Raw genomic sequence first — 16,838 nt, forward strand, 5'->3', positions numbered from 1 at the left:
ATCGCAGGAACTTGTTGAATATTAGTGCGTGTATCATCGTTCACCACCACCGTTGATGTTGACCTCATCCGGAAGGAAGCCGTTGAGGGAATTCACGGCTGACAGGAGGATCGTCACAATCAGACCCACCCCGAACAATCCAGCCAACCACACAATCCAATCATCGTCGTCATCGACGAATCCAGAACCACCGCCAGTGTCGTCGCTGATGGTTACTTGCAGCTCCTCCTGCGACTCCTGTTCCGCTTCGTAGGCTTGTTGCAGGCGTTCGATCATCTCCTCCTGCGATGCGTCAGGTTCGATCAATTCACGCTCTGGGAACGTCAATTCGTCCCCTCCACCATCCACTCCAGTGATCGTGAATGGTGCAGCGAGTTCGTTCGCGAGGATATCACCTTCGGTTTCATCCGCCGCCGAAATGTACTCTTCCTGTGTGAAGATTTCCATCGACTGCGAATCAGTTTCAACGACAACCTCAACTCCACCACTCAGATTCTGAGTTTCACTCGCCTCCTCTAAATCGCCTTCAGAGTCAGTCCACTGAACGACAAACTCACGATTACTACCCCCCTGAACGTCCAAGGATGCCTCGCCGTCCTCAGGATCCTCTTCATCAGCGAGTACGTCACCACTGTCGTCGTACACCCTGACAGTCGCATCTTCTACCGGATCATCGTCCCCGTCACGCACTGCGAACTCGACTGGATAGGCTAGATCCTCTGGTTCCGTCGCGTTGTTGACTTCAGCAGCCAAGTAAAAGCTTCCATCACGTTCACTGGGATCTATTTCTTCGCCAACAGTCAAGTATTCACCTCCTGGTTGCGTCCAGAACAACACCCCTTCATATTCCGAACCAGCGGATTCAATCACTGCCGACTGCTCTCCCTCCGGCATCCCAACTGAACGGTAGACGGCCGCGGCTTCGTTAGCGTCCTCCCACTCCTCGGTGTCGGCTACGTCAAGGATCGCACTCGCGCCACTGACTTCTTCAACAGTGATCTCCCCCTCCGAAGCGGGTTCATACAACGTTTCAGTGATGTCTTCAGCGTACGCGGGTTCCTCTTCCCGGAGCGTAATTATGTCTTCGTGGACTTCCATCCACTCCTCACAGTCAACTAATACACTGTTAGTCGCGCCATCACCAGTATCAACACGACTTTCAGCGTTAAACTGCTTCGTGATCGGGTTGCCCCTACCTGCCCCATCCCACGATCGAATGGTTGACAGTGGTTGTTCTATCGTTTCGTCGTCCCAATCACTGTCAAGACTTGGGGGGTCATTGTCTGGCCACGACGCCCAGGGGGCTACCCACGTTTCGTTACCATTGTGGTCTCCGCGATTCGTAACTGGGACTAGTACCGTTTCACCGTCAGCGAGTGGATATTCAACGACAGCGTTCGATGATCCGTCATCCTCTTCTAAACCACCTTCGGCGTTGAAATTATCTGTATACAGATCAGCTACATTACCCCACCAAAGACCGATTGAATTATCGCTACCTATTGTTTCCTGGAAAGCGTTACCGTCCTCGTCGTACCCTAGCGCCAAAATTAAATCTTCTGCGTCGATATCGTCGTTAACTTCTTCGACGACGTAAGCACGTTGTGATACCTGGTGCATCAATTCTGTCCACGTCTGCAAGAAGTTCTGCTCGATTTGCGATATGCTTTCTTCTGCTTCTTCAACTGCGGCGGCTTCGACTTCTTCGTGCGTCTTACCGTCCTGAGCTTCTGCAACTACTCTGTATTGGACGTTGTTCCTGATGAAGTCGCTCAGCATCACCAACTGATTCTCGATGCTGGTCAGGAATAGGTCAGTCCAATTCATCATCTCGGTGGCGCTACTGTAAATATCGTCTTGCAAATAGTCAGCAAGGGCGTCCTCCGCATCATCCTCATCCATAAATCCATCCGCCCATTCTGGTTCTTCACCGGTTAGGGCGGTTTGCCAGGCTGCGACGTCTTGCCTGATTTCACTGCCCATTACGTGAAGGGCTTCCTCCATATCCTCAGGGTCTTCCTCGTCGGCAGTGGCAGTGCTTACACCTGTGCCTGCGACTGCAGCGGCGGTGGCTGTGGCTGCCATCGCCTTCATCATTTGACGCCTTCGTAGTTCGTGCCGGTCTGGTGCTTGTACTGTGTCGTGTAATTCCCCGTCTATGTCGTCGTCACCTCCGTCAAATTCTCGTGTCGTGTTTTCATTTTCAGTTGTACTCATATTCCTAAATTGAATTTATTGTTTTAACGACCAATTCGCTGAACAGCGTAGTACATCACCAACGCACCCGCACCCGCGATAATCACTGCCGCAAGAGTTCCGGCCGGATCACTAGCCGAGTAAATGTTCGTAATGACTGATTCCTGGAAGAGCAACTGCGCGAAACCTTCAATAAAGGCGTAAAAGCCTAGCAACGCCTTGACAGGCATTTTCTTGATCTCATCTGTATCTACCATACACGTATATTTTATTTGTCAAATCGTAAAAACTACACGCGACAGGTGGGGTCAAGGGGTCAAGACATACAACTAACCGTCAACTGAAAAATTGAAAAATGAACGAGTTGGTTAGTCTTTGCCACCAACAGCACCCAAGAACAACGACCCAACGAACAGCACGCCAACAACTACAACACCAATACCAACAGTGGTCAGTCCACCATCGTCAGTGAGGGCGGTTCCAGCAGTAGCAGTCGTGTAATCGACTTCATCAGGTTCCTCGTCGTACTCGATGTGCAGTTCGTATTCGGTGTAGTCACCATCCACGTCAAGTTCGGCGGCTCCAGTGTCGTCTTCATCGTCCAGGTGGACGTGGATTAGCTGTTCTTCTTCGGTGATATCAACCCACTCCTCATCTTCCTCATCGTACGCCTCGACGGTTACGGCAACGTCAGTCATTTCGCCAAACTCGGCGTAGAGTTGGTCTGCGGTGTCGTCTTCATCTACTTCAACGTCGTATGTTTCTGCCTCATACACCAAGGTCATTGACTCTGGGTGTGTGTCGTCAACTTCAACATCAAACTCGTCTGCATCCTCGTCAGAAACGTCGATTGCTACGGTCTCGTGCTCATCAACGTCTTCAAACAGTTCACTGGCCACTTCGCTGTCAGCGTCGTCTTCAACGGTTACGTCAAGGTCACCATCCTCAGCGGCGGTGATTAGTATCTGTGTGTGATCTCTATCGTCGTCCACCACTAGGGTGTCTTCGACTGGCAGATCTTCGTCGTCGTAGGCCATTGCGGATCCTACACCACCCGTGAGAGCGAGCATAGTTACCAGCAAGGCCACGAACAGTTGATTAATTCGTGCCACACATCTAGCTAAAATGTCAACTCGTAAAAGCTACACGCGACTACAGGGGTAGCACTACCACTGCACGTCCGTCAATCCACTCTGACTTCACTGGCTCGTACTCTCCAGCTTGATCATACCTGTCCATCTCGTCACCAGCAGTGATCCATCCGTCGTGTGGTGCGGGGCAATTCCGCAGTTCCTCACAGTCTTCAGCACCGTCAACCAGTTCGGGATCCGTCTGTTGGTACCAGTTTTCGTCTTCCTCAACGTAGAAGTGGGCACGATGAACCGTTCCATTGTCGCTGGCGGGCGAGTCGAACACGATGATATCTTCTTCAGAAACTTCGCCATATCCGGTGTCGTGGATGATGGTTTCCCCGCCAGTGTATCCCATTGATCCTGTTCCGATTGCGTGTGCGACTGGTAGTGATGCGACGACTGGTTCTACGATCACCGCGATGACTGTATTCGTGGTGTCGATGACGAGTAGGCCAGTGTGCCAGATTCCGGCCGCAATGATATCATCAATGAAGAGTAGTGCGACGACGCCTACGAGACCGCCGAGTGAAATTGCGCCGAGGAGTTCGTAGACCTTCACACTGGACAATATGTTCTGTTGATATTTATCTAGCACGCACGTTCGGGTGATATCACCCCTTGTCGCATACATTATAAAAATGTCAGAAGTTAAATACCATTTGCAATGGTATTGCAAGAAACTAACATAGATGATGAACGCGCTGTTTCACCGGTTATCGGTGTGATTTTGATGGTAGCTATCACTGTGATACTCGCCGCTGTTATCGGTACTTTCGTACTCGGTCTAGGGGACGACGTTACCGAGTCAACTGCACCGACAGCAGACTTCGACTTCGATTATGAGGATGAACTAACGGTAACACACGCTGGCGGTGACGCAATTCCGTCCAGTGAACTCGAAGTGCAGGCACCAAGTGAAGGTGAACCAGTAGACTTTGACGTTGACAGTGACGCGGATGTGTCTGCGGGTGATACTGCTACAGTTACTGCTGGTGATGGTGATACTGTTCAGGTGGTTTGGGATGCTGACGGTGCTGACTCCAGTCAAGTACTCGCTGAGTACGAGGTTACCGAGTAACGCTTAAGATTAGTTACTTTTTTGACAGTACAACACTAAATACGAGTGAGGCTACGATGTTGCTCATTCGCGCCTCACTTTCTACTTTTTCTGTAAAGGTAGTCTGCCGGCAGAGCTTTAAGTACAATAATCTCGTTTGCAGTTACTATCGTGGCACGCAGAAGGGCCGTGACCCGCATCGGGATGGAATGAGGACACCCCGATCACACGCGACAGTTAAAAGGAACCCCGCACCCCTCCGCAGGCTAGTGGATTCCAAGTAAATCGCGACGCAGCGGGCGCGACGGGATTTGAACCCGCGACATCTTGGTCCGGAACCAAGAACTCTGTCCACTGAGCTACGCGCCCTCTATAACGAATTACTGAGACCGGCCGTATAACGGTTGCTTTTCGCGTCGAAACTCGCCCCTCGAACCCCGCCTACAGCGAGGACTCGGCGTCGGGGACGTCGACGGTCGCACCGTCCGGGGAGGCGGGCTCGGCGAGCTCGATCTCGATCCCGTTCTCGCGGGCGTCGACGGCCACAAGCCAGCCGGCATACCGGAAAGACAGGGACCGAAACCCGGAGTCGGGATCACAGATCGAATCCAGCGTTTCGGGGTCGATCGCGTCGTAAAGCGGCACGAGTTCGACGGGATCGACCTCGTCGACCCGAGCGACCAGCTGGACGACCGCAGTACTCGTTCGTCGATCCTCGGTTGCGGCCACGCTCGTCGTCGGTCGGTGAGAGGTCACTACTAGCGGTGAGCGGAGCAGGAGTAAAGAAAATGACTCAATTTTCCGGCGACAAGATGACAGAGAAGATCGATGTCCGGCGGCGCCGTCGTCCTTACTCCCGTCGGGGAACGTCGTGGCGACCGAACCCGTACCGCAGCCGGCTCGCCAGCCGTCGGGAGAAGCGGCCGTCGTCGGCCCGCGACCCGAACCGTTCGGAGAGCGCGGTGTAGATCAGCGGTAGCGGCACCTCCTGTGCGAGGGCCTCCTGAACCGTCCAGGTGCCCGTCGAGCCGCCCTCGACGCGGTCCGCGACGGTTCCCAGGTCGGAGCCCTCCTCGCGGAACGCCTCCTCGCAGAGCTCGAGCAGCCACGAGCGGATTACCGCGCCGTTGTTCCAGACCGAGGCCACGTCCTCGAGGTCCAGATCGTACCGCCCCTCGTGGAGCAGCTCGAACCCCTCACCGTAGGCCTGCATCAGCGCGTACTCGACGCCGTTGTGGACCATCTTGACGTAGTGGCCCGACCCCGCAGCCCCCATCCGCTCGTGGCCGTCGGGCCCGGTCGCGACGGCGTCGAAGACGGGCGTGAGTTCGTCGTAGGCCCACTCGGGGCCGCCGATCATCAGCGAGAAGCCGAGTTCGGCACCCGCAGGACCGCCCGAAGTACCGCAGTCGAGATACGCCGCCGAGCAGGCCTCCGCGCGGCGCACGGAGTCCTCGAAGTAGGAGTTGCCGCCGTCGACGACGACGTCCTCGCTCTCGAGGTGGGGGTCGAGATCCTCGAGGGTCGCGTCGACGGCCTCGCCTGCGGGAACCATCAGCCAGATCCGCTTTTCCTCGCCGAGCCGGTCCGCCAGATCCGACACCGAGTCGGCCGGCTCCGCGCCCGCGTCGGCTGCGGTGGCGACGGCTTCGGGGTCGAGGTCGAAGGCAACGACGTTGTGGCCCACCCCGAGCACCCGCTCGACGACGATCTGTCCCATCCGTCCGAGTCCGATAACGCCCAGTTGCACGAGTGGAGATGGGCGGGCGGAGGAAGTAGTGGTTGTGATTCGTCGCGGCTCCGCGGAAGTCGAAAGCGAGCACGACAGCTGTGGCCGCCGAAAACGCACTCGCGGTCGCGGCGATCAGTGGATCGGCTCTTCGAGGCGGGCCCAGCCGATCGCGTCGAGGACGACGATCCGGCCGTCGTGTTCGACGTAGACGCCGTTGTACTCGCCACGATCGGCCTCGTAGTACGGCAGCGAGTCCCGGATCGTGTCGACGACCGACCAGGCGCCGTCGCGCTCGAGGGTGACGTGTTCCCACTCCTCTCGGGCGTCGTTGCGAACTGCCCGTTCGAGGGCCCGTCGTGCACCCGGAATCTCGGCGAGCCGGCGCGCGGACGCGTCGATGACGGTCGCACCGTCGGGTACCTCGCCGACGATCTTGGCGCCGAGGTTCGCCTTCGAACGGCCCGTTTCAGTCCGCGAGCGGTCCGATTGGAGGACGTAGCCGGCGGCCGCCGCCGTTCCGACCGCGAGCAGCGACAGGGCCATCCCTTTACCCCTGAACATCATACTCATACCTCTCAGTAGCTAACTAAGTATCTTTCGTAACAATCTTCTTTCCAAATATATCTAGCAAGGAACTACCAGTCAGAGGACGGCGGCGACGTTGGTCGTGATCGCGGCGCCGACGACCAGCAGCAAGAGGGCGACGACCGCCCCGGCCCGAAACAGCGGCAGGGCGTCGGCAGCCGGCTCGCGAAGCTTCTTGCCGTTGAGCCCCGATTCGAACCGCTTCGCGCCGATCTCGACGAGGGCCGCGAGAACGAGCCAGAGAACGACCATCGCGAGCACGAGCTGGCCGTTGATCGTGTTGAACAGCCCCTCGGCGGTGTAGCCCGTCCCAGCCAGGTGGCCCCCCGAGAGCAACAGCGCGACCGCACTCACCCTAGAGAGCAGCGTTAGCTTCCCGGAGATCGACTCGAGCGGTTTCGTCGAGTTGAACGCCCCGTCTCGAGCCAGCGGCAGGACGACGAACGCGACGTAGAAGACGCTGCCGGCCCAGAGCGCGGCGAAGACGAGGTGGGTAGCCTGGGCGAGAAACGTGTCGACCATACCGAACGGTTAGCGAGCGATGGTATCAGCGTTCCGACTCGCCGCCGTCACTCGAGCCACTCCGGGAGCCGGGCAACCAGCCGACGACGGACCAGGACGTAGCCGATCGAGATCACAACGCCCGCCGCGACGACCGAGACGATCCACCCCTCGAAGACCACGAGGGCCGGTACCGCGAGCGCGACCGCGAGGACGCCGTCCTCGGGTGCGCCGTCGTACCGAACCCAGCGGCGGGGGCGGAGCCAGCGATCGTGGACGTGGTCGTAGACGGCGCGGTCGCCGTCGCCGGTCGCGGGATCGAACTCGGGACCGTCCCCGAGCGCGTCGCTCGCGGCGTGGAGCCAGGCCGCGACGAAGCAGGCGGCGACCGCCGCGGTAGCGTTCGAGGGAACCAGCAGCGCCGCGCCAATCGCGGCCACAGCGGCTGGAGCACCGATCACGGGGAAATGAAACGTTCGCCGGTGTTCGAAGACGAGGTCGATATCCGGCAGAAGTCCGCCGAGGACGGCCCCGACTGCAAGCGGCGTTGCCAGCTCGGGAACGGCGTAGGCGACGGGGGCGACGACCGCGAGCCCCGCGAAGACGTGGGTCGTCGCCATCATGGTCGTCCCGAGGGACGCCGTCGGCAAAACGGTACGCGAACGAGCGACCGTTGCCGGTGTGCGAGTGCTTGCTCACGGCTTTTCAATCGCAGCCCGCAACCTGTAGTATGGATCACACCACTCGACCGCGACGCCGCGTGCTCCGAACCGCGGCTGCGGCGGCAACGGCGTCGACGGCGCTGCTGGCCGGCTGTGCCGACGACGAGGAAGAGACCGACGAGGCCGAAGCCGAGGAGGGGACCGGCAACGGACAGGAGGCCGACGACGAGGAGAACGGGGACGACGATGACGTCGCCCACGACGACGATGGAGACCTCGGCGAAGACGAGGAGGGCGACGACGCGAGCGAGGACGACGAGCAGGAGGTGACCGAGGCCGACTCCTGGGAGGACGTCGAGGAGATCCTGCTCGCCACTGACGGGGACGTCTGGGTCGGCGAGGCGCCGTCGGTGATCGAGAACGAGGAGAATCCGACGCTCGAACTCACGGCCGGCGATGAGTACGACATCGGTTACGTGAACCGTGACGCCGACAGCCACGGCCTGGCGATCTGGGGCGACGGCGACGAGGAGCGTGAAGCCACGGACGTTACCGAAGAGGAGGACACCCAGCAGTGGCTGACGGTCGAGGCGGACGAGGAGCTGACGGAGTACCGCTGTCCGGTCCACCCCGAGACGATGACCGGGGAGTTCGAGATCGACGAATAGCGCCGCTCGGCGCTCACCGGAGCCCCTTCTCCTCGAGCTCCGCGATCGCCTCGTCGGTCTTCTCGAGTCCGTCCAGTCCCATCCCCGCGAGGACGTGGTCGGCTTTCGTGAACTGGATCTCCGCGTACTCGACGAGCTGGACTCGGTTCCCCCACGGGTCGTGGAACTCGAGGCCAGGAACGTCGAGTCGGTCGACGCCACACGCCTCGAGGCGTCGCTCGGCCGCGTCGGCGTCCTCGACGACGAGCCCGAAGTGGCGCTTGTCGTCGCGGGCGGTGTCACCGCTCTCTGCGAGCGCGACGAACTGATCGCCCATATCGAGGAAGGCCTTCGAGTCGGATCGGCTCCGGAGTTCGAACGCGAACAGGTCCTCGTAGAACTCGAGCGCGTCGTCGATATCGCCGACCACCAGCGCGACGTGGTTGATGCCGACGAGCGACGGTCGTTCGGGTTCGGATTCGGTCATGCGTCCCGAGACGTCACGGCCGGTCGCCGTCAATGTTCGGCGAGCAGTGTAGGACTCCCGCGGCAGAAGGGAGATATCGCTCGCTGGAGGATCTCGTCAGAATGATAGACTCGGTTTCATATATGTCGGCGTCTGCCGTGGCGTCCTCGACCTGCTGATCGGCTCGCTGGTCGGGCCGATTGGAACGTTTCTCGGCGCGATATTCGGGCCGGCCCTCGGCGGGCCGTTCTGGAAGCGCGTGGCGGAACCGTCCCGGGAGGTCAGGGAACTCGAGCGCCGCGTCAGCGAACTGGAGAACGATCGGAACCGAGAGCGCGAGAGTAGGGGCCGTCCTCGTCGCGTCGTCCGTCCGTCAGTCGAGATTCTCTCCCTGGTAGCTGCCGTCGTAGGCGTCCTCGTGGTCGGCCTCGGCGAGGACGAGCTGGGCGATGCGGGCGCCGCGGGCGATCTCGACGTCGTGGTGGACCTGCAGCAGTCCTTCGCCCCGTCCCTCGTAGCCGGCGTCCCAGACGGCGGTGTTTAACATACAGGAGTTGCGCATCAGCGACGAGCGCGGGTAGACGAACCCGACGTGGCCCTCAGGGATCTGGATGCGCTCGCCGTAGCGGGCGACGTAGGCACCCTCCGGCAGGTAGTAGGTGTCGGGAGCCTTCTGCTCTAACTCCTCGAGCGGGCGGGCGACGCGGTCGCCGATCTGTTTGCCGTCCCGGCCGATCCGGCCGGGCTCGAGCTGTTCGAAGACGACATCGAGCGTGAGATCGACGCCGTTGGGCTGGATCTGGTCGTCGGCCGTCGGGGAGACGTACTCCGCGACGAAGGCGCCGGAGCGGAACATAGCGTCGGTATGCGCCGGAGCTGAAAAAAGGGTATCCGTTCGGATCGGCCGTGGCAGGGCCTTACGGATCACACGCGCGGACCGTACGGCGATGCCCACGCCGCGTCCGCATGACGGCGCTCGCGGGCTGACGAACGTTCAGTGGCGTGGCAATACTTACGCAAAAGCCCGTCGAATGCCCGAAAATAACACGGTCGTTCCCGATAGAAACACGCTGGATTTATCAAGGCGGAAAGCCGAAATTCGCATGCTATGGGACAGACTCTCACCGAAAAGATTCTCGACGACCACCTCGTCGAAGGCGAGCTCGAGACCGGCGAGGAGATCGGGATCGAGATCGACCAGGTACTTACTCAGGACACGACCGGAACGATGGTCTGGCTGCAGTTCGAGGCGATGGGACTGGACGAAGTCCAGACCGAGATCGCCGCCCAGTACTGCGACCACCAGACCTACCAGTTTGACTTTAAGAACACCGACGACCACCGTTTCCTGCGCTCTGCGGCCGGCAAGTACGGGGCCCACTTCTCTCGTCCCGGTAACGGTATCTGCCACAACGTCCACCGCGAGAACTTCGCCGCGCCCGGCAAGACGCTGCTCGGCTCGGACTCCCACACGCCGACCCCCGGCGGTCTCGGCGAACTCGCCATCGGTGCCGGCGGGATCGACGTCACCGTCGCGATGGGCGGTGCTCCCTACTACATCGAGATGCCCGAGATCGTCAACGTCCGTCTCGAGGGCGAGCTCCCCGAGTGGGCCACCGCGAAAGACGTCATCCTCGAGCTGCTCCGTCGCCTGAGCGTCAAGGGCGGCGTCGGCAAGATTCTCGAGTACACCGGCCCCGGCGTCGAGACGCTCACCGCCCCCGAGCGGATGACGATCACCAACATGGGGACTGAACTCGGTGCGACGACGTCGATCTTCCCGACCGACGAGCAGACCGAGGACTACCTCGAGCGCGTCGGCCGCGGCGACGAGTACGTCGAGCTCCAGCCCGACGAGGACGCCGAGTACGACGACGAGATCGTCGTCGACCTCTCGGACCTCGAGCCGCTGATCGCCAAGCCCTCGATGCCGGACAACGTCGTTCCGGTCAGCGAGGTCGAAGGCGAGGACGTCGACCAGGTCATCGTCGGCTCCTGTACGAACGGCGGCTACGAGGACATCCTCCCCGTCGCGAAGATGCTCGAGGACCGCCAGACCTCCCTGGAGACCGAGACGATCGTTGCGCCCGGCTCCAAGCAGGCCTCCGAGATGCTCGCCCGCGAGGGGTGGGTCGCGGAGATGATGGCCGCCGGCGTCAACTTCTCCGAGGCGACCTGTGGGGCCTGTATCGGGATCGGCCACGTTCCGGCCTCCGATTCGGTCTCGCTGCGGACCTTCAACCGCAACTTCGAGGGTCGCTCGGGTATCGAGGACGACAACGTCTACCTCTGCTCGCCGGAGGTCGCCGCCGCCGCGGCGCTCGAGGGCGAGATCACCGACCCGCGCAACCTCGACGACGTCGAGGCGCCCGGCGTCGAGCTCCCCGACGAGTACGACGGCTCGAAGACGGACCTCATCGCCCCCGACGAGGCCGTCGACGACGAACTCATCAAGGGCCCCAACATCGGCGACGTCCCGATCCGCGACGAACTCGGCTCGGACATCGAGGGCGAGGCGCTGCTGAAGATGGAGGACAACATCACGACCGACCACATCATCCCCGCGACCCAGGACATCCTGATGTACCGGTCGAACGTCCCCAAGCTCAGCGAGTTCACGCTCTCGCGTGTCGACGACACCTTCGCCGACCGCGCGCTCGAGGCCGACGGCGGCTTCCTCGTCGCCGGCGAGAACTACGGCCAGGGTTCCTCGCGAGAACACGCCGCGCTCTGCCCGATGTACCTGGGCATCGAGGGCGTCCTCGCACAGAGCTTCGCCCGGATCCACCGTGCGAACCTCTTTAACTTCGGTATCGTCCCGCTGACGATCGACGAGGACACCTACGAGTCGATCGACCAGGGCGACGAGATCGAGATCGTCGACGACGTCTACGAGGCCGTCACGAGCGGTCAGGAAGAGTTCACCGTCCGCGTCAACGACGAGGAGTACACCGCGACGCTCGACGCCTCCGAGCGCGAGCGCTCGATCCTCGCGGCCGGCGGCAAGCTCTCCTGGACCCGCGACCAGGCCGAGGACGGCGGCGCCGCGACCGCTGACGACTGATCGCGACGCAGTAGTCTCGTTCTTTTTTGCACCGACCGAGAGTCCCACGTCCCGGTTCAGGCGACACCTACTCGCCAGCCTCCGGTCGCGTCCTCGGGGTACGGACGCCGTAACTACACGCCACGGACGGCTACGGCCGATCCATGTGGCCCTGGGGACATCTCGGCGTCGCCTACCTCCTGTACTCGCTGTACGCCCGCGGTCGGTTCGGACGGCCACCTCGGCCCGAACCGGCGCTTGCGGTTCTGGTCGGCTCACAGTTCGCCGACCTGATCGACAAGCCGCTGGCGTGGTGGGTCGGACTCCTTCCCAGCGGCCGCTCGCTCGCTCACTCGCTACTGTTTGCCGCAGTGTTGCTCGCCGTCGTCTACGCTGCTGGGTTCGCGCTCGGCCGCGTCGAGACCGCGACGGCGTTTATTATCGCACACCTCTCACACCTGCTGGCGGACGTCCCGCCGCGGGCGTTTCTGGGCTACCCCTTCGAGACCGAGTTCCTCCTCTGGCCGCTGCTCGAGCAGCCGACGTTCCGGTACGGCGAGCGGCTGTTCGAACCGCCCGCAGTCGTCGAGCTGGTCGTCGGCCCGTTCACGAACCCCGCGGTCTTTGTCCTGTTCGAGTGGGTCCTGTTCGGCGTGGCGATCGCGCTGTGGTACGTCGACGGCTGTCCCGGGCTCGAATACGTTCGCGATCGGATTCCGGCCTGACCTGGACCGGTCTCGAACCCGGTGAGCGCGGACGGGAACGAACACCGTCTTGTACGCGCGACCGGTAGCTCGAGCGAATGCCCTCCGATCACGCGAACGCGGGTTACCGACGGCTGTTCGACCGCGAGGGATTGACCTTCGGCGCGGGCTTTCCCCTGACCGGAACGAACCGGTCGACGCCCGATCCCACGACCGAAATCGAACTCGCGACCCTCGCTGAGGAGCTGGGATTCGACGGCCTCTGGGCACGGGACGTCCCCACGTTCTGGCCGAAGTTCGGCGACGCGGGCCAGACGTTCGACACCTGGCCGTGGCTCTCCCACGTCGCGGCCCACACCGACGAAATCGCGCTGGGTACCTCGAGCGTCGTCCTCCCGCTTCGCCACCCGCTGCACGTCGCGAAGTCGGCCGCGACGGTCGATCGCCTCTCGGACGGTCGGCTCGTGATGGGGGTCGCCTCCGGGGACCGGGATCCGGAGTACTCGGCCTTCGGGATCGACCGCGGGAGTCGAGGCGAACTGTTCCGCGAGGACGTCGACACCCTCCGAACCGTCTGGACAGAGGACTATCCCACCCTCGAGGGCCGGTGGGGTCGCCTCGATGGCGAGCTCGACGTCGTCCCGAAACCAGTCGCGGGGACGATCCCCCTGCTGCCGACCGGAAACTCCCGGCAGGCAGACGAGTGGATCGCCGAGCACGGCGACGGCTGGCTGTTCTATCATCTGCCGGAGTCGACCCTGGAGAGTTACATCGCACAGTGGTGCGAAACCGCAGGCGACAAACCGTTCGCGATCGCGGTCCGGGTCGAGCTCGCCGAGGACCCGACCGCCGAGCCCGAACCCCTGCATCTGGGCTACCGGGCCGGCGTCGAGTGGTACCGCGACTACTTCCGCCGGCTCGAGGAGTACGGCCTCGATCACGCGATTATCGGGCTGCAAAACGAGGACCGCGAGCGGGCGTTCGAGCGGTTCGCAGACGAGATCCTCGACGAGCTATGACATCCTCCCTGGCGTGAACGCCGGGGTTTCCTCCGTGGGAGTTTCAGTCGGTCTAAGAGCCTCTAGAGGCAACATTCCCGTCGAAGTGGACGGTACTCGGGTCTGTGCGCTGATTTTTGGGACGATGAGAGCGTGGTAACTCCGACCAGTCATGGTCGTCCCACTCGAACCGCACGGGCCGTGCCATCGGCCTGACTGCTTGATCTGTCTGCCGCTCCAAAAACGTCTCTGACGCCGTGAGGTCGGCGTGGCCCTCGAACCCACACGGACAGATGAGTGTGTCCTGGTGGCGCGTCGTTCGGTCTGTGGACCCACACTGCGGGCATTCTTGACTGGTCCATGCTTCCGACCGAACCTCAACCGAGATTCCATATTCCTCGGCTGTACACGCCAGTCGTTCGGTAAACTGCCTGAACGCCCAGAAGTTGTGTGTCTTGGCGTTGGTTTCAACCGACCAGTGTGTCTCCAGCACGTCGGTTAACCTGCCGATATACACGGTATCAACGCCTTCGGCGTACAGTCGGTCTAGCAGATCACGACACAACGCCTCTTGTGCGTGGTCGCGGCGACGGGTCCGTTTCCGATACCGTCGCCGAATACGTTCGCTACTGTATCGGCCATCTCCGAGTTTCGACTGCAACTCGGCAATGTGGCGTGTAGTGTCGCGGAATCGCTGGAACAGGTCGCGGCCCTCATACAGATATTGCTGACCGGTCGTGGTGGTACAGGCGACGAGATTGTTCGCACCGATGTCCAGAGCGGCTTTTTCGGAAGCCAGTGGAGTGTCCCATGCATCGTCAGAAACAGTCACGGGTTGCGAAGCTCTGAACGTGTCGTCAATCTCGTCGTACCACAAGTCCAACCGACCCTGTTTCTCGTAGTCAGGCCAGTTCGGGTCACCAGCGATTTCCAGCCGGAGACGCCCGGTGTGGTCGTATCTGTCTTTCAATTCACTTCCGACCAGTATCTCAAGCCGGGAACGGTCGCCCCACTCGACGGTGTACGAGGTGTTGCGAATGACGGTCTTGAGTTGCCGCCCGTCGTCTTCGTTGCCACGGAAGCCCGGCGGCTCGGGGTGTTCAGTGACCGACGTATCCGAATCATCGTAGTACTGCTCTTTGAGTCGGAAGAAGCCTCGCCACGCTTCTGAGTTCTTCCGAATCACCTGTTGGGCGGTAGACGCACCGAGAACGCCTTTGTACCTGCCTTCAAGTTGGCCTGTATCGGCGTCCCATACGTCCTCGCCGCCATACCCGTCCTCGTCGTTGTACCGCATGAGGCGTTCGTAGTTGGTTTGGTTCCAGAGAGCGGCAGAAGCGTCCAACAGGTCCCGGAGCAGCTGCTCTCCGCTATCGGAGAGCGGTCGCACGGTGAACATGTTGGTACGCTTCATTCCCATTTTGATGTTTGAACTGACTCGTGTTGAAGGCCAGCCATCCGGAGTGAAAGTGAACCTGATACCGACTGGTGGAGACCCAGGCCTGGCAGTCTGGTAGTGGTTTGCCACCGAAACTGATGCGATTCACGCCCTTCCTGTTCGCTCCTCGGTTCCGACAACGAATGTCGGAACACTCGTTACTCACAGGAAGGGCGGGACTCTCTCGCTATCAAAGGTAGGTCGCCGTCTCTGTCGCGGACGCTCACGCCGGATACCGATCGCGCCACGGCCGCCGTCGCTCGAGGGCGGCGCTGGCCGCGAGGACGTCGGCGTCGCCGAACCGCGCCCCGGCGAGCTGGAGCCCGACGGGGAGCCCGTCGACGAACCCTGCGGGGACCGAGGCTGCGGGGTGACCGGTGAGGTTGTACGGCTGGGTGAGCACCCAGCCCCGTCGCGGACTGACGTCGGCGCCGTCGATCGTCGCCGGTGGCTCGCCGTGGGGAAACGGGGTCGTGGCGAGCGTCGCCGACGCGATCAGGTCGTACTCCTCGAAGCAGTCCTGCAGGCCGTCGAAGATCCGCGAGCGGACGACGTCGGCTTGCGTGAGTTTCCGGACGGTCGGCGACGTCGCGTCCACGACCGTCTCGACGAACGCGTCGTGCAGTCGATCGCGATCCTCGCCACGCGGATCGTACCCGACCGCCTCGAGATCGTCGAGCATCGCCTGCCACCGAACGGTCGCCATCGCGTAAAACGCGTCGAGGATCTCCTCGCGGTCGTGACCCAGGTCAGGGTCGACCTCCTCGACCGTCGCGCCGGCTCGCTCGAGGGCGCGGACGGCGTCGTCGATCGTCTCCCGGACCGCGGGCTCGAGCGGGTAGACACCCAGGTCCGGGCTGTAGGCGATCCGCAGGTCGTCGATCGGTCGGTCGACGGCCGCGAGGTAGTCGTCGGTCGCGGGCACGGAGTGCGGGTCGTCGCGGTGGGGGCCGGCCATCGCCGAAAGCGAGCGCGCGGCGTCCTCGACGGTGCGGGTCATCGGGCCGACGTGGTAGAACGGTGTGTGGCTCGCGAAGGCGTTGGGACGATCGACGTTCGGCACCAGCCCGTACGTGGGTTTGTGTCCGTAGGCGCCACAGGCACTGGCCGGGATGCGAATCGAGCCGCCGGTGTCTGACCCCGGCGCGAGCGGGACGAGGCAGTCGGCCAGCGCCGCCCCGGCCCCGCCCGAGGAGCCGCCGGCGGTGCGCTCGAGATCAAACGGCGTGCTCGTCGGACCCGCGACGCGGTTGGTTGTCGTCGTCCCGACGCCGAACTCGGGGGTGTTGGTCTTGCCCACGACGATCGCACCTGCGGCCTTCAGACGGTCGACGTACGCCGCGTCGGCATCGGCGGGCCGATCTTCGAACAGCAGCGATCCGTACGTCGTTTCGACGCCCGCGACGCCGTCGATGTCCTTGACAGCGACGGGAACGCCGTGGAGCGGCCCCAGGGGCTCGCCGTCCTCGATCGCGCGCTCGGCCTCGCGGGCCGCTTCGCGTGCCGATTCCTCGGCGACGGTGACGAACGCGTTCGTCCGCCCGTTTCGCTTGCGGATGCGCTCGATGTGGTCCTCGACGACCGCGACGGGAGAGAGCTCGCCGTCCCTGACGCGTCTCGCGATCCCGGCCGCGGACAGTCGCGTGCTCGCTCCGCTCATGGACACCGTCACGCGA

At 62.0% G+C, this 16,838-nt stretch carries 18 protein-coding genes and 1 tRNA gene; 5 read left to right on the top strand and 14 right to left on the bottom strand.

What is annotated here, in order from left to right:
* Positions 1–33: 33 nt before the first annotated feature.
* The 4 genes from NATOC_RS10960 to NATOC_RS10975 form a co-directional block, all read right to left on the bottom strand.
* A complete protein-coding gene (locus NATOC_RS10960) occupies positions 34–2,217 on the bottom strand; it encodes a hypothetical protein (protein WP_157224623.1) in 2,184 nt (727 codons plus the stop codon).
* Between the two features lie 23 nt (positions 2,218–2,240).
* The gene (locus tag NATOC_RS10965; RefSeq protein ID WP_015321515.1) at positions 2,241–2,453 is read right to left on the bottom strand and encodes a hypothetical protein; all 213 of its coding nucleotides are present in this window, start codon (positions 2,451–2,453) and stop codon (positions 2,241–2,243) included.
* Positions 2,454–2,564: 111 nt separating this feature from the next.
* Positions 2,565–3,233 (bottom strand): hypothetical protein, encoded by a 669-nt coding sequence (locus NATOC_RS10970; RefSeq protein WP_157224624.1) that lies wholly within the window; start codon positions 3,231–3,233, stop codon positions 2,565–2,567.
* Between the two features lie 115 nt (positions 3,234–3,348).
* Positions 3,349–3,888, bottom strand: coding sequence for a S26 family signal peptidase (locus NATOC_RS10975; RefSeq protein WP_157224625.1), 540 nt, complete (start codon positions 3,886–3,888; stop codon positions 3,349–3,351).
* 105 nt (positions 3,889–3,993) lie between these two features.
* On the opposite strand from NATOC_RS10975, the gene NATOC_RS21130 reads away from it, so the two are divergent.
* Entirely contained in the window at positions 3,994–4,407 is a 414-nt protein-coding gene (locus NATOC_RS21130; RefSeq protein ID WP_083866582.1) for a type IV pilin, read from the top strand.
* Positions 4,408–4,682: 275 nt separating this feature from the next.
* On the opposite strand, the gene NATOC_RS10980 is transcribed toward NATOC_RS21130, so the two are convergent.
* From NATOC_RS10980 to NATOC_RS11005, 6 genes are all read right to left on the bottom strand, one after another.
* Positions 4,683–4,755: transfer RNA gene (locus NATOC_RS10980), tRNA-Arg, on the bottom strand.
* A gap of 72 nt (positions 4,756–4,827) precedes the next feature.
* Positions 4,828–5,115, bottom strand: a complete 288-nt coding sequence (locus NATOC_RS10985) for a HalOD1 output domain-containing protein (RefSeq protein WP_049888750.1) — start codon at positions 5,113–5,115, stop codon at positions 4,828–4,830.
* A gap of 121 nt (positions 5,116–5,236) precedes the next feature.
* Entirely contained in the window at positions 5,237–6,136 is a 900-nt protein-coding gene (gnd, locus tag NATOC_RS10990; RefSeq protein ID WP_015321520.1) for a phosphogluconate dehydrogenase (NAD(+)-dependent, decarboxylating), read from the bottom strand.
* A gap of 114 nt (positions 6,137–6,250) precedes the next feature.
* On the bottom strand, positions 6,251–6,682 hold the full coding sequence (locus tag NATOC_RS10995) for a hypothetical protein (RefSeq protein ID WP_015321521.1): 432 nt from the start codon (positions 6,680–6,682) through the stop codon (positions 6,251–6,253).
* Between the two features lie 78 nt (positions 6,683–6,760).
* Complete coding sequence (locus NATOC_RS11000; RefSeq protein WP_015321522.1) at positions 6,761–7,225, bottom strand: hypothetical protein; 465 nt, start codon at positions 7,223–7,225, stop codon at positions 6,761–6,763.
* A gap of 47 nt (positions 7,226–7,272) precedes the next feature.
* Positions 7,273–7,827: a hypothetical protein gene (locus NATOC_RS11005; RefSeq protein WP_015321523.1), complete on the bottom strand. Its 555-nt coding sequence runs from the start codon at positions 7,825–7,827 to the stop codon at positions 7,273–7,275.
* Positions 7,828–7,934: 107 nt separating this feature from the next.
* Between NATOC_RS11005 and NATOC_RS11010 the strand changes: the two genes are divergently transcribed.
* Entirely contained in the window at positions 7,935–8,534 is a 600-nt protein-coding gene (locus NATOC_RS11010; RefSeq protein ID WP_015321524.1) for a hypothetical protein, read from the top strand.
* Positions 8,535–8,547: 13 nt separating this feature from the next.
* Here NATOC_RS11010 and NATOC_RS11015 read toward each other — a convergent pair whose 3' ends face one another.
* Together NATOC_RS11015 and NATOC_RS11020 are read right to left on the bottom strand one after the other, a co-directional pair.
* Positions 8,548–9,000 (bottom strand): VOC family protein, encoded by a 453-nt coding sequence (locus NATOC_RS11015; RefSeq protein WP_015321525.1) that lies wholly within the window; start codon positions 8,998–9,000, stop codon positions 8,548–8,550.
* Between the two features lie 352 nt (positions 9,001–9,352).
* Positions 9,353–9,835 (bottom strand): deoxyuridine 5'-triphosphate nucleotidohydrolase, encoded by a 483-nt coding sequence (locus NATOC_RS11020; protein ID WP_015321526.1) that lies wholly within the window; start codon positions 9,833–9,835, stop codon positions 9,353–9,355.
* A gap of 252 nt (positions 9,836–10,087) precedes the next feature.
* Here NATOC_RS11020 and NATOC_RS11025 point away from each other — a divergent pair, with 252 nt between their 5' ends.
* The 3 genes from NATOC_RS11025 to NATOC_RS11035 all read left to right on the top strand — a co-directional run bounded on the left by NATOC_RS11025 (position 10,088) and on the right by NATOC_RS11035 (position 13,745).
* Positions 10,088–12,043: an aconitate hydratase gene (locus tag NATOC_RS11025; protein ID WP_015321527.1), complete on the top strand. Its 1,956-nt coding sequence runs from the start codon at positions 10,088–10,090 to the stop codon at positions 12,041–12,043.
* A 143-nt stretch (positions 12,044–12,186) separates the two neighbouring features.
* Complete coding sequence (locus NATOC_RS11030) at positions 12,187–12,747, top strand: metal-dependent hydrolase (protein WP_015321528.1); 561 nt, start codon at positions 12,187–12,189, stop codon at positions 12,745–12,747.
* 77 nt (positions 12,748–12,824) lie between these two features.
* Positions 12,825–13,745, top strand: a complete 921-nt coding sequence (locus tag NATOC_RS11035; RefSeq protein ID WP_015321529.1) for an LLM class oxidoreductase — start codon at positions 12,825–12,827, stop codon at positions 13,743–13,745.
* Between the two features lie 52 nt (positions 13,746–13,797).
* Here the strand turns inward: NATOC_RS11035 and NATOC_RS11040 are convergent, their stop codons facing one another.
* A complete protein-coding gene (locus NATOC_RS11040; protein WP_049888918.1) occupies positions 13,798–15,138 on the bottom strand; it encodes an IS200/IS605 family transposase in 1,341 nt (446 codons plus the stop codon).
* A gap of 247 nt (positions 15,139–15,385) precedes the next feature.
* On the bottom strand, positions 15,386–16,822 hold the full coding sequence (locus NATOC_RS11045) for an amidase (protein WP_015321531.1): 1,437 nt from the start codon (positions 16,820–16,822) through the stop codon (positions 15,386–15,388).
* Positions 16,823–16,838: the final 16 nt, after the last annotated feature.

Source organism: Natronococcus occultus SP4, assembly GCF_000328685.1.
Taxonomy (GTDB): domain Archaea; phylum Halobacteriota; class Halobacteria; order Halobacteriales; family Natrialbaceae; genus Natronococcus; species Natronococcus occultus.